The organism is Chryseobacterium sp. SNU WT5 (genome assembly GCF_007362475.1).
In the GTDB taxonomy this organism is placed as follows: Bacteria; Bacteroidota; Bacteroidia; order Flavobacteriales; family Weeksellaceae; genus Kaistella.
In genome coordinates, this window is sequence record NZ_CP041687.1 from 376,057 (window position 1) to 389,770 (window position 13,714).

General features: G+C 36.5%; 13 protein-coding genes. 11 read left to right on the forward strand and 2 right to left on the reverse strand.

Going from position 1 to position 13,714, the window contains the following annotated elements; translation table 11 throughout:
* Positions 1-3: 3 nt before the first annotated feature.
* The 11 genes from FNJ88_RS01795 to FNJ88_RS01845 all read left to right on the forward strand — a co-directional run bounded on the left by FNJ88_RS01795 (position 4) and on the right by FNJ88_RS01845 (position 11,973).
* Entirely contained in the window at positions 4-1,497 is a 1,494-nt protein-coding gene (locus tag FNJ88_RS01795) for a NuoM family protein (RefSeq protein WP_143851455.1), read from the forward strand.
* A gap of 88 nt (positions 1,498-1,585) precedes the next feature.
* The gene (locus tag FNJ88_RS01800) at positions 1,586-2,965 is read left to right on the forward strand and encodes an NADH-quinone oxidoreductase subunit N (RefSeq protein WP_143851456.1); all 1,380 of its coding nucleotides are present in this window, start codon (positions 1,586-1,588) and stop codon (positions 2,963-2,965) included.
* 133 nt (positions 2,966-3,098) lie between these two features.
* The gene (locus FNJ88_RS01805) at positions 3,099-3,692 is read left to right on the forward strand and encodes a TetR/AcrR family transcriptional regulator (protein WP_143851457.1); all 594 of its coding nucleotides are present in this window, start codon (positions 3,099-3,101) and stop codon (positions 3,690-3,692) included.
* 69 nt (positions 3,693-3,761) lie between these two features.
* Entirely contained in the window at positions 3,762-5,009 is a 1,248-nt protein-coding gene (locus FNJ88_RS01810; RefSeq protein WP_143851458.1) for a TolC family protein, read from the forward strand.
* 742 nt (positions 5,010-5,751) lie between these two features.
* Complete coding sequence (locus FNJ88_RS01815; RefSeq protein ID WP_143851459.1) at positions 5,752-6,723, forward strand: HlyD family secretion protein; 972 nt, start codon at positions 5,752-5,754, stop codon at positions 6,721-6,723.
* 187 nt (positions 6,724-6,910) lie between these two features.
* Positions 6,911-7,834, forward strand: a complete 924-nt coding sequence (locus FNJ88_RS01820) for an ABC transporter ATP-binding protein (RefSeq protein ID WP_143851460.1) — start codon at positions 6,911-6,913, stop codon at positions 7,832-7,834.
* A 2-nt stretch (positions 7,835-7,836) separates the two neighbouring features.
* Complete coding sequence (locus tag FNJ88_RS01825) at positions 7,837-8,589, forward strand: ABC transporter ATP-binding protein (RefSeq protein WP_143851461.1); 753 nt, start codon at positions 7,837-7,839, stop codon at positions 8,587-8,589.
* A 5-nt stretch (positions 8,590-8,594) separates the two neighbouring features.
* Complete coding sequence (locus FNJ88_RS01830) at positions 8,595-9,695, forward strand: ABC transporter permease (RefSeq protein WP_143851462.1); 1,101 nt, start codon at positions 8,595-8,597, stop codon at positions 9,693-9,695.
* Positions 9,696-9,747: 52 nt separating this feature from the next.
* Positions 9,748-10,872: an ABC-2 transporter permease gene (locus FNJ88_RS01835; RefSeq protein WP_143851463.1), complete on the forward strand. Its 1,125-nt coding sequence runs from the start codon at positions 9,748-9,750 to the stop codon at positions 10,870-10,872.
* 232 nt (positions 10,873-11,104) lie between these two features.
* Positions 11,105-11,476 carry a hypothetical protein gene (locus FNJ88_RS01840; RefSeq protein ID WP_143851464.1) on the forward strand — a complete coding sequence of 124 codons (372 nt, stop codon included), beginning with the start codon at positions 11,105-11,107 and terminating at the stop codon, positions 11,474-11,476.
* The gene (locus FNJ88_RS01845) at positions 11,473-11,973 is read left to right on the forward strand and encodes a hypothetical protein (RefSeq protein ID WP_143851465.1); all 501 of its coding nucleotides are present in this window, start codon (positions 11,473-11,475) and stop codon (positions 11,971-11,973) included. Before FNJ88_RS01840 ends, FNJ88_RS01845 begins: the two co-directional genes overlap by 4 nt.
* A gap of 195 nt (positions 11,974-12,168) precedes the next feature.
* On the opposite strand, the gene mazG is transcribed toward FNJ88_RS01845, so the two are convergent.
* Positions 12,169-12,936 carry a nucleoside triphosphate pyrophosphohydrolase gene (gene mazG, locus FNJ88_RS01850; protein ID WP_143851466.1) on the reverse strand — a complete coding sequence of 256 codons (768 nt, stop codon included), beginning with the start codon at positions 12,934-12,936 and terminating at the stop codon, positions 12,169-12,171.
* A gap of 180 nt (positions 12,937-13,116) precedes the next feature.
* Positions 13,117-13,668 carry a DUF5606 domain-containing protein gene (locus FNJ88_RS01855; protein WP_143851467.1) on the reverse strand — a complete coding sequence of 184 codons (552 nt, stop codon included), beginning with the start codon at positions 13,666-13,668 and terminating at the stop codon, positions 13,117-13,119.
* Between the last annotated feature and the right edge of the window lie 46 nt (positions 13,669-13,714).

Below are 13,714 nucleotides of genomic sequence, written 5' to 3' on the forward strand. Positions count from 1 at the left end.
TAAATGTCGTATCTATTATTAACATTACTACTATTACCTCTTGTAGGTTCAGGATTGGTGTTCGCGTGGAAAAATCCCGCAAGTAAATATCTAGCATTGGGAATTGCATTTGCACAAATGTTTTTGACCTTTTATATGCTGTCGAATTTCGATTTCAAACCTACCGTAGACGGAGTTTTGCAGTACGAGATCAATTATCCTTGGTCTAATTACATCAAGAGCAATCTTCATTTCGGGATCGATGGAATGAGCATGTTGATGTTGTTACTCACCAACATTTTAACACCACTGATCATTCTTTCATCTTTTAATGAAAAACCAGGCTACCGAAATACCTTCTATGGTCTAATTTTGTTGATGCAGTTCGGATTAGTTGGAGTTTTCACTTCTTTAGATGGTTTACTATTTTATATCTTCTGGGAAGTTACACTAATTCCAATATGGTTGATCGCTGGAATCTGGGGACAGGAAAACAAAAAAGTTCAATTTACGACTCGATTCTTTGTGTACACGTTCGTTGGATCATTGTTCATGTTGATCGGATTAATTTATGTATATACCCACTCCGCTTCTTTTGCACTAACGGATTTATATAATGCTGATTTAAATGAATTACAACAAACGGTCATATTCTGGTTTATCTTCTTTGCTTTTGCAGTGAAGTTACCCATATTCCCTTTTCATTCCTGGCAGGCAGATACATATACTTATTCGCCGACACAAGGATCCATGCTACTTTCGGGAATTATGTTGAAAATGGCTATTTTCGGTTTACTTAGATGGTTATTACCAATTACACCCGCTCCAATTTTAGGAATATCAGGACAGATCGTTTTGGTTCTTGCAATTATTGGAGTTGTTCATGGTGCTTTAATTGCCATTATTCAAAATGACTCAAAGCGTTTAATCGCGTATTCTTCCTTATCACACGTTGGTTTAATGACCGCTGGGATTATGGCTTCTGCGATTCTAACGACAAAAGGAATTTTGATGATTGAAGGTGGCGAAGGTGCTTTAGTTCAAGCATTTGCTCACGGTATCAACGTTGTTGGTTTATTTTACTGCGCTGATATTCTATACAAGAGATTCAAAACAAGAGATATTCGACAAATGGGTGGTTTAGCCAGGGTCGCCCCGAAATTTGCAATTCTGTTTCTGGTGATTTTATTAGGATCGATCGCATTACCATTAACCAATGGTTTTGTAGGTGAATTTATTTTGATAAAATCAATTTTCGATTATAGCATTATAGCTGCAGTAATAGCGGGTACAACTATGATTTTCTCTTCTGTTTACCTCTTTAGATTTTACGGAAAAGCGATGTTTGGAGAAGGTGATGAAAGAATTTTGGAAACTGCCGGTGATTTAACCGGAGTTGAATTTGCAGTTTTAGCCAGTCTTACCGTTTTTGTTATTTTATTGGGGATCTTCCCTCAACCGATAATCGAAATGGTTAATACTCCTTTGAAGTTCATTTTCACTTCAATGATGAATTAAGCATAAATAAATAATTAAGAAATAAAGAGATCGAGACCAACGGTGAAAATCTGAAATCTCAAATCTATAAATCTCAAATCTATACTCAATGAGCGTTTTAATAATTATATTCCTTACTGCAGTTGCTGCACTATTTGCAGGAGTTTTCGAACAGGGGAAATTCTCAAGATATATCGGAATCTTAGGATTACTGATCGCACTTTACGTCAGTTATTTACCGGAATTTTCCTTCTTCACCCAATATCAGCATATGTTTGAATTTGGGGCAAACGCCGCCTTGTTCACTAAAATAACAATCGTTATTACGATCCTTTTATTTTTCATCGCAGGGTTCGCATTCAGTAATCATCGTTCCCACCAGTCGGAATTATACGCTTTAATGTTATTTTCTCTTTGTGGTGGCGTCATCTTATTCAGTTTTCAAAACTTAGTGACTTTATTTTTAGGAATCGAGATCCTTTCTATTCCACTATACGTTCTAGCAGGAAGTAATAAAACCGATTTGCGCTCCAACGAAGCTTCAATCAAATATTTTTTAATGGGAGCTTTTGCAACAGGATTTCTTTTATTCGGAGTAGCCTTAATTTATGGAAGCAGCGGAAGTTTTGATCTTTATAAAATTCACGAATTTGCTGTAACCAACCCAAAAAACCTGATGTTTATTTTAGGTGCAGTTCTAATGTTGGTGGCACTGGCATTTAAAGTTTCACTCGCGCCTTTCCATATGTGGAGTCCTGATGTTTATCAAGGTTCGCCATCCCTCATTACCGCATTTATGATGTCGGTGGTGAAGATATCTGCCTTCTTTGCTTTCTTTAAGTTAATGACGATCGGCTTTTTGGGTATTACCGGAGAATGGATCAATATTATCGGTGTTTTAATTATCATTACTTTATTCCTGGCGAATGTTATGGGATTAGCCCAAACCAATGCAAAAAGGATGTTGGCCTACTCTTCCGTGTCACATGTTGGTTACCTCACTTTGATTTTCTACGGAATGAACAGTCTGTCAAGTTACAATCTGGCATTCTATCTATTTGCGTATTCACTTGCTACCGTGGGCGTCATGATGTGTTTGATCTGGGTTGAAAAACTGAAAAGAGAAACGTCATACAATGCATTCCGGGGTTTAGCACACACAGAACCGATTTTGGCTGTAACTGCGACCGTATCATTGCTATCAATGGCTGGTATTCCTTTAACAGCAGGATTCATGGGGAAATTTGCCATATTTGCACAGGCCATTGAATCAACACCGTTTTTAGTTTTAGTTGCAGTTTTAGGTTCCGCAATATCAATTGCCTATTATCTTCGTTTAATTATGGCGATGTTCTTTCCGAAAGAAAGCAGCTTCAAAACTTCGGAGAAAGTTTCATTAACTTATAATATCGTAGCAGTATTTATTATCTTCGCTTTAGTAGCTATGGGTGTTTTCCCGGATTTATTTGCGAAGCAGTTTGGATTGTAAAAAGATATTTTTAAAATAATTAAAGCGCACTTCATCTGATTTGCGTTTTTTTTATTTTTAAATTTTAATCATTTGATTAATTCATTTGTTTAAATCAAAAAATTAACAGTAACTTTACTAAAGAAATTAAAAAATGAAAACTGAAGAATTTTCTACGGAAGACAAAATATTAGTTGCAGCTTCCAAGGTATTTACTGAAAAAGGATTTTCAGGAACCAGAACCCGTGACATCGCTGACGAAGCCGGAATCAACCTGGCATTGCTCAATTACTATTTCCGCACCAAAGAGAAATTATTCGAACAGGTGATGAAAGTAAAGATCGTTTTACTTTTCGGTCAGATCATTCCCATTATCACAAATGAAAAAACCTCCTTAGATGAAAAACTGGATTTAACGAGTACAAAATATTTCGACATTTTATCCAAAAACCCGAATCTTCCGATTTTTGTATTAAGTGAAATCCAAAAGAAAACCTCGGATGTGAAATCAATACTTCCCTTCGAAAAAGTATTGAAAAATTCTTTTTTAATGCAACAAATTAGGGCACGAAAACCCGATATCAACCCTTTTCACTTCCTGTTGAACTTTCTAAGCATGACCGTTTTTCCTTTCGTAGGAAAACCGATCCTCACCAGTTTCGATCTGATGAATGAAGATGAATTTCAACAATTCATAGAAGAGCGTAAAACGATGGTTCCCATATGGATGAAGATGATATTAAAATAAATAACAGCTTCCAGTTCTAATTATTATCATCCAATTCTAACATGATGTCTAATATCTAAATCATCTGTAGTGAAACATATAAAATACCTTTTCCTCCTTCTCTTCTTTTCCGGCAATGCGCAAACGTTGACCTTAGAAGAATGTTACGGTTTGGCAAAGCAGAATTATCCACTCCTCAAAAGATATGATCTGATCGCCAAAACCAAGGAATACACGATTCAGAATGCTGCGAAAGGATGGCTGCCGCAGATCCAAATTGTGGGGCAGGCAAGCTATCAGAACGAGGTCATCGAGCTCCCACTCCAACTGCCTAATATGACCATCGAGCCGGTGAGTAAAGATCAGTACAAAGTATATGCAGATGTTCAACAAAATATTTACGATGGCGGAATGATCGCCAATCAGAAAAAAATGGCCACTATCAATTCTGAAATTGAACTGCAGAAAACCGAAGTCGAGACCGATCTACTGGAAATACGAATCAACCAGATCTATTTCGGAATTCTACAAACTGATGAACAGCTTCAACAGCTGGGACTTACTAGATCTGACTTATCAAGCGGACTGAAAAAAGCCAAAGCACAATTGGAAAACGGGGTTATCTTTAGAAGTAATGTTGATGTTCTAAAAGCACAATTAGTAAATCTGGAGCAGAAAGAAATGGAACTACAGTCCACTAAAAAAAGTCTGCTACAAATGCTTTCTCTTTTTATTCATAAAACTTTAGATGAAAATATCACGCTCAAAAGACCGGAGAAAATTCTAATTCAGGATGAAAATAAACGGGCAGAACTCAAACTCTTTGAGTTACAAAAACTCAGCTTAGAACAGCAGAAGTCAAACATCAACTCCAAAAATCTTCCAAAATTAGGAGCTTTTTTCCAGGGTGGCTATGGAAAACCGGGCTTCAATATGTTGAAAAATCAATTCGATATTTTCTATATGGCCGGTTTGCGTTTGAACATCCCTATCTCCGGATTTTACACGAAGAAAAATGATCTGGCTTTGGTAGAAACGCAACAGCAGGAAATAGACGTACAAAAACAAAACTTCCTTTTCAATCAGCAATTTCAAACCATACAGAACAACAACGACCTGGATAAAATCCAACAACTTATTAATAAGGACAACGAACTCATCGAATTACGGGAAAGCATTAAAAATGCCTCTTTAGCCCAACTGGAAAACGGCGTCATTACGACGAATGATTATCTGCGGGAAGTCAATGAACTCGATCGCACAAAAAATCAGCAGATCCTGCACGAGATACAATATCTGTTAACACAGTACAATCTCAAGGCGCAACTGAATCAATAGACAATAGACAATAGACAATAGACAACTTAAATTTTACGGTTTAGAAAAGCAAAATATTAAATGCATTTATCAGTTTTAAAAATTCCGAAGGAATGAGATTATTTTAATATAAAAGGAACGCTCAGTATCAACTCCGAAGGCGTGACATTAAACGAAGAAGAACTTAATATTCAGTTGAAAGTTCAAAAATAAAAAACAACGTAAGATCATTCCATTTAGATAAAATTCCGAAGGAATGAAATTATTTTAATATAAAAGGAACGCTCAGTATCAACGCCGAAGGCGTGACATTAAACGAAGAAGAACTTAATATTCAGTTGAAAGTTCAAAAATAAAAAACAACGTAAGATTATTGCATTTAGGTAAAATTCCGAAGGAATGAGATTATTCTAATATAAAAGAAAAGCTCAGTATCAACGCCGAAGGCGTGACATTAAACGAAGAAGAACTTAATATTCAGTTGAAAGTTCAAAAATAAAAAACAACGTAAGATTATTGCATTTAGGTAAAATTCCAAAGGAATGAGATTATTCTAATATAAAAGAAAAGCTCAGTCTCAACGCCGAAGGCGTGACATTAAACGAAGAAGAACTTAATATTCAGTTGAAAGTTCTAAAATAAAAAACAACGTGAGATCATTCCATTTAGATAAAATTCTGAAGGAATGAGATTATTTTAATATAAAAGCTCAGTATCAACGCCGTAGCGTGGCATTATGAAAACAAAAAAAAACGATCCTAACATGAAAAAATATATCTTCTTACTCGCAACATTCGTATCGTTTTCCTGTAACAACGCAGCGGATTCCTACGATGCTTCCGGAACTTTCGAGACAGACGAAATCTTGGTTACTGCAAAAGCGAACGGAACCATCCTGAACCTGAATGTGGAAGAAGGTCAGCAGTTGGCACTTAACGAAAAAGTAGGTGAAATCGATCCGAAAAATATAGAACTCCAAAAAGAGCAGGTGATTGCAAGCATGAACGCCATCAATCAAAAAACCACTTCTGCGCTACCTCAAATCCAGGTTTTACAAACCCAAATTTCAGGTCAGAATGCCAATGTTTCCATTTTGCAGGAACAGCTTCAAAATGCCGTTCGGGAAAGAAACAGAACCGCTAATTTGGTAGCGAAAGATGCGGCAACAAAAAAGCAACTTGACGATGCAAATGGTCAGATTAAAGTCATCCAAAAACAAATCACGGCAGCCCAAAGCCAACTGAACATTTTGCAACAACAAATTTCAACTGCCAAAGAAAATGTTTCAATTCAAAACCGCGCAATATTAAGTGAAAGAGAACCAACTCAGAAAAAAGTGGATCAAATAGATGAGCAGTTGAAAAATAACACGATTGAAAGTCCAATCTCCGGAATAGTACTGACGAAATATTTAAATCAGGGGGAATTCGCTACCATTGGAAAACCGATTTTCAAAATAGCAAATTTAGAGGTAATGACCTTAAAATCATTCGTAACCGGCGATCAGTTGCCTCAGATAAAAATAGGCCAACAAGTAAAAATCCTCATCGATGCGGGAGATAGAAAAACGAAAGAACTTCCGGGAACAATTTACTGGATCAGTTCAAAAGCCGAATTTACGCCGAAAACCATTCAAACCAAAAATGAAAGAGCCAACCTTGTTTATGCTGTAAAAATCCATGTTAAAAACGACGGCTTTCTCAAAATCGGAATGTACGGAGATATAAAATTTTAGTTCAACCTCGATCACGGTAAAAGAAAAATACTTTTAAAAATTAAAAATTCTCATTAAAGTGCACAATTTAACCTAAAGAAAAACTTTTTTCTATCCTCAGTTCCAACTTTAAATAGAAAAGCTTTTGTGACTTTTGTAATTATAAATACAAGACTAAAACCTGGCAACTATAGCCTGAAACCTGCTTATGAAATCAATCATCGTCAACAATCTCACCAAAACCTACGGCAAGAAAAACGACAAAGTTCTTGCGGTTGACGACGTGAGTTTCGATGTAGATCACGGTGAAATCTTTGGTTTGATTGGTCCCGATGGTGCTGGAAAAACTTCCATTTTCAGGATGCTTACAACTGTTCTTCTGCCCGACTCAGGTGCGGCATCGATAGAAGGATTGAATATAGTAAAAGACTATAAAGAAATCCGGACGATTCTGGGTTACATGCCCGGACGGTTTTCGCTTTACCAGGATTTAACCATTGAGGAAAATCTGGAGTTTTTCGCCAGCGTTTTTAATACGACGATTGCAGAAAATTATGATTTGATTAAAGACATTTATGTTCAAATTGAACCTTTTAAAAATAGAAGAGCAGGAAAATTGTCTGGTGGAATGAAACAGAAACTCGCTTTATGCTGCGCTTTAATCCATAAACCGAAAGTCTTATTTCTGGACGAACCTACAACGGGAGTGGATCCGGTTTCACGCAAAGAGTTCTGGGAAATGCTGCAACGTTTAAAAAAACAGGAAATCACCATCGTTGTTGCAACACCATATATGGATGAAGCTGCATTATGTGACAGAATTGGCTTAATGCAAAACGGTAAAATATTGTCTATTGACACTCCAGAAAACATCAGCAATTCATATCCCGATTATATTTTTGAAGTAAAAGCAGGAAGAACTTCTGCAGTTTTAAAAGCTTTAGGAGAATTTGACCACAAGAAAAATGTATATGCTTACGGTGAATTTGTGCATTTAACTCTCGATAAAAATGATAACATCAACCCCTCAAGAATTGAAGAATATCTACGAAAAGAAGGATTCGAAAACATCGAAATCAATCCGATAAAAGCCAGCATCGAAGATAGTTTTATCCGCTTATTAGCTCAGTAATAATGAAAACAGAACCTCAAGATATCGCCATTAAAGCAGAAAATATTACCAAAGTTTTTGGTGATTTCACTGCGGTGGATTACATCACTTTTGAGGTGAAAAAAGGAGAGATCTTTGGTTTCCTCGGGGCTAACGGTGCGGGAAAAACCACAGCTATGAGAATGTTCAGCGGACTTTCAATTCCGACTTCCGGCACTGCGACTGTCGCTGGATTCGATGTTTATAAAGAAACGGAGAAGATCAAAAAAAACATTGGTTACATGAGTCAAAAATTTTCTTTATACGGCAATTTAACCGTAAAAGAAAATCTAAATTTCTTCGGTGGGATCTACGGAATTCCTCGAAAAGAATTGAAAACAAAAGGCGAAGCATTGATTAAAGAACTCGGTTTAGAAAAGGAGAAAAACAAACTGGTTTCAGAACTTCCTTTAGGTTGGAAACAGAAACTGGCGTTTTCAGTCGCCATTTTTCACAATCCGCAGATCGTCTTTTTAGATGAACCCACCGGCGGAGTTGATCCCGTCACGCGTCGACAGTTTTGGAATATGATCTATGAAGCTTCTGATCGTGGAATTACCATTTTTGTCACCACGCATTATATGGATGAAGCCGAATATTGCGACCGGGTTTCGATCATGGTAGATGGAAAAATTGCAGCGTTGGACACACCCGCAAATCTGAAAAAACAATTCAGTGCCGAAAATATGGATGATGTTTTTTATGAACTGGCGAGAGGCGCGAAAAGAGTTGACTAAAATAAATGAAACAGTTAATCACTTTTGTAAAAAAAGAATTCTGGCACGTTTTGCGTGACAAAAGAACGTTGTTGGTCCTTTTCGGAATGCCGGTTATACAGGTTCTTTTATTCGGTTTCGCTTTAAGTACAGAAGTGAAAAACACTAAAATTGGCGTGCTCGATCAGGATAAAACCCAAAATTCCATCGAGTTGGTTTCTAAAGTAGCTGCCAATCAATATTTCGAGATCAATAAAGATTTGAAATCCATTAATGAAGCTGAAAACGCTTTCAAAGGTGGAAAAATAAAAATGATTCTGGTCATTCCTCAAAAGTTTTCTGAGAACCTGATCGAAGGAAAAAAAGCCCAATTGCAGTTGATTACCGACGGAACCGACCTAAATATGGCGAACCAGATCTATAATTTCATGTCCAATATTATCATGGATTTTTACGGCCAGCAAACACTGCAAAAGATTTCCGGTGTACAACCCGAGATCCGAATGCTGTACAATCCACAACTCAAAGGAGCACCGAATTTTGTTCCCGGCGTTATGGCTTTAATTCTTTTGATTATTTGCGTTTTGATGACTGCCATAGCGATCGTGCGCGAAAAAGAAATGGGCACCATGGAAGTATTGCTGGTATCGCCTATGAAACCTTACATTATCATTTTAGCCAAGGCAATTCCCTACTTCATTTTGTCGATGATCATTTTAATCTCCATTCTTATCTTAAGCGTTTCGGTCCTCAATTTACCCATTAAAGGAAACGTTTTTTTACTTTTCGGCGTCAGCATCATCTTCATCATCACCAATCTGCTATTAGGAATCGTTATTTCAATTGTAACGGAAAGTCAACAAACCGCAATGCTCATCGCGCTCGTGGGAACAATGTTACCAACTTTGATGTTGAGCGGTTTTATGTTTCCGGTGGAAAATATGCCGGTGCCTTTACAAATAATCGGAAATGCAATTCCCGCAAAATGGTATTATGAAATTGTTAAAAATATAATGATCAAAGGAACCGGTTTAGAAGTCATTTGGAAACACGTTTTAGTTCTTGTCGGCATGATGATGGTATTGTTTGTCATCGCAGTGAAAAAATTTAAAATCCGATTAGAATAGAGAGGAGATGACAGACCGCTTCGCTGATAGATAAAAGTTAATAGACAAAAATATGTTCAGAACACTTTCCATATTAATCAAAAAAGAATTCCTGCAGATCTTCAGGAACAAGTCGATATTAGCTATCATTTTCGTTATGCCAGTGATCCAGTTGGTGATTCTTCCTTTAGCTGCCAATTATGAAATAAAAGATATTAAGATTGCTGTAGTTGACCATGACAAATCGACGGAATCCCGTGAACTGATCCGTAAAATTACGGCTTCCGGATATTTCAAAATCATGGATTACGGCGAGAACTATAACGATGCTTACCTTGAAGTTGAAAAAGATAAAATTGATCTGATCCTCGAAATCCCCAATAACTTTGAAAAAGATCTCGTGCGCGAAAACAATGAAAAAGTACTCATCGCTATCAACGCCATCAACGGAACAAAAGCCGGACTTTCCGCCAGTTATTTAGGTCAGATCTTACAGAATTACAATCAACAGGTTCAGTTAGAAATGAATCCCGAACTGGAAAGTGCAAAGAAAATTTCCGGTTTAGAAATCATACCGAACTTCTGGTTCAATGAAAACTACAATTACCGCCTTTCTTTGGTGCCCGGAATTTTAGCATTTCTCGTCACCTTGATTGGAGGTTATTTAACCGCGTTAAATATCGTTGAAGAAAAAGAAATTGGAACCATCGAACAGATCAATGTATCGCCCATTAAGAAAAGAGATTTCATTCTGGGTAAACTCATTCCGTTCTGGATCTTATCCATGGTCGCTTTTACTATTGGACTTTTAGTGACGATATTTGTTTATAAAATCCAGATGCAGGGAAGTTTTCTCTTACTCTATGCCTTTATTTCGGTGTATCTGATCGCGATTCTGGGAATGGGACTTTTGGCCTCCGTGTACAGTGATACACAGCAACAGTCTATGTTTATGGTATTTTTCTTTATGATGATCTTCATTCTCATGAGCGGACTTTTTACCCCGACCCAAAGCATGACCGATTGGGCAAAATATATTGCATACTTAAACCCTGTCACTTACGGTGTAGATGGCGTTCGGTTAATTATGTTGAAAGACAGTAGTTTTATGGATTTACTCCCCCACTTTGGGTTTATCACTTTGCTGGGGATCGTGGTAATTACCTGGGCAGTCTTGCGTTATCAAAAAACAAGTTAGAAGTTAGAAGTTAGAAGTTAGAAGGTAGAAAATTATACCATTAGGGTGTAAGAACGAATTTAAAAGATTCATTAAGGATGAATAAAACAGCGTAAAAAACTCCTTTAGATCTTTTTCTTTAATGACTTTACATTCTTAGGCTCAAAGTGAAAACCGCAGATCTTATAATCGATTACTGATGCAAATCATAACAAAACGAATTATATATCCTTACCTTTAAATATTTAGAATTATGAAAACCAGATTACTTTTTGCAGCCCTCCTACTCTTTGGATTGGTGACTGTTTTTGTCAGCAGTTCTGTCCTCTTCGACTGGTTCGGAATGCGCGAAAAAGAAGGAAATTATGTCGCTGGTATTGTTTGGGCGAACTTTGTTTGTGGACTTCTTTACTTAGTTTCCGCGTACGGAATATGGAAAGGAAACAAATGGGCAATTATTCCATTGATGATCTCTGTAATCATTTTGATTCTGGCTTATATCGGTTTATTTATTCATATAAATAATGGTGGTTTATATGAAACAAAGACCGTGGGAGCCATGGCTTTTCGGCTAGGAGTAACAACGACCCTATTATTAATTACAACAAAATATTTTAAAAAATGAAAAAGATTATTTTATCAGCCCTATTGGGTTTAGCAATCGTAGTTTCTTGTGAGAAAAAACAGGAAATCGTTACCGATCAAAACAACGATATAGCATCAACTGAACAAAATGTGACGGACGATCATGCAAATCATGATGATCACGAAAAATCTGAAGATCACGACGAATCGGTAAAACTGGAATTAAACAATGGTGAAAAATGGCCTGTAAATGCAGAAATGAAACCTTACGTCGCCGAAACTGAAACTCAGCTTAATACCTACAAACCGGCAGACGGTGATTATAAAATGTTAGCGACCACCTTGGAGAATACCAATGAAAATCTTGTAAAAAGCTGTACCATGACAGGAACGCCGCATGACAATCTTCACGCCTGGTTAGCGCCTCACATGAAAGAAATTGAAAAGCTTAAAAATGCAGAAAACAGAGAAGAGGCAAATCATATTGTCGGCGAACTCAAAGAATCGATGGAGAAATATCACCAGCATTTCAATTAAATCAGAACTTCGTCATAGAACGGAACTTTACAGCCAAAATGGACTCTCTGATTTCTATTTTATTAATGGAATCGTCGAATTACTTTCGTGATTCGAACGCAGCTCTTTTTCATGCAACGTAATGCAAGAGAAAATCGGAAATGGAAAGCGGAAAAAGCTGTCCAAATAAATTTAAACCTTCAGAATTCTGGAGGTTTATTCACTTTTCTTGGCCTCTTCCCAAAGTTCATCCATTTCTTCTAAACTCAAATCAGCTAAATTTAAATTTTTGTCTATAGCCAAATTTTCCATTTTCTGGAATCTGCTGATGAATTTATTATTGGTTCTTTCTAAAGCGGTATCGGGATTAATCCCCGAAATTCTCGCATAATTGATCAATGAGAAAAAGACATCTCCTAATTCCTGTTCCTTTTTATCCATATTAGTTTCGGCGTGAAATTCTGCCAATTCCTCATCTACTTTTTTCCATGCATCTTCGGCATTAGCAAATTCAAAACCAATTCCTTTTACTTTATCCTGAATGCGATAGGCTTTTATTAAACTCGGCGTTCCTTTCGTAACCCCCGAAAGTACCGATTTGTTGCCTTCTTTCAACTTCAGTTTTTCCCAGTTTTGTTTTACTTCTTCTTCATCTTTAACCTCAACATCGCCATAAATATGGGGATGACGGAAAATTAATTTTTCATTTAAAGAATTGATGACATCCGCAATATCGAAACTTCCTTTTTCGGATCCAATTTTTGCATAGAAAACCAGATGCAGTAAAACATCGCCCAACTCTTTTTTGATCTCCGGTAAATCCTCTTCGAGCAAAGCATCCGAAAGTTCGTAAACTTCTTCCAAAGTCAAATGGCGAAGTGATTGTAGCGTTTGCTTCTGATCCCACGGACATTTTTCCCGCAGATCATTCATGATATCGAGTAACCGGTTGAAAGCTTCGAGTTGTTCCTGTCTTGAGTTCATAGGTTGATGTTAGATATTAGATTCCAGATGTAAATTTAGTTTAAATAAAAAAACCTTGTCAAGATTTTGCAATTTGACAAGGTGATCATTATGTTTGTTTTAATAAAATTTTTAAAAACTTGAGAATTCCCGAATATTAGGACCCGTTTAACCAAGTAAATTTTAAAATACTAGAGGAATTTATCCCATTTTTCTATGCGTACTTTTCGGCGCAGATTTAGCAGACGAAGTAGATGCTTTTGCTTTTGGAGTCTTTGCTTTTTCAGTTTTGGGAGCTGCTTTTTTTGCCTCTTTTTTATCAGCAATTACGGGCTCTTCTTCCTTCGCAATTTCAGCTTTCACAAAACTATCTGGTGTAATATATCCGGCTTTGTGAAGGATATTATACCATTGTGCTAGTTTTTTAATATCAGAAACATAAACTCTTTCTTTATCATAATCCGGTAAAGATTTAGTCATCAATTCACGTAAATCATCTTCTGAAGCTTTGTGAGAGATTGTTTCTTTGTAATCTTCATTTTTTGCCAAATTTTCAAAAACATCAAACAAAGGAACTTCACTATCAGATGTAAACATCGCGATATTATCGAGCAAACTTACTTGTGAAGAATTAGAAATACTGGCTTTCTTTTTCGTCAACACGTCTTCAACGATAAAACCATTTTTCAACTGCGAAATCAATTTGTAAAGCCCAGGTTTCCCGGAAATTGAAATTATTTTTTCTAACTGCATTTTTTTGTTATTTGTTTGAATTTAATTTATTTTTTATGTCCCACTT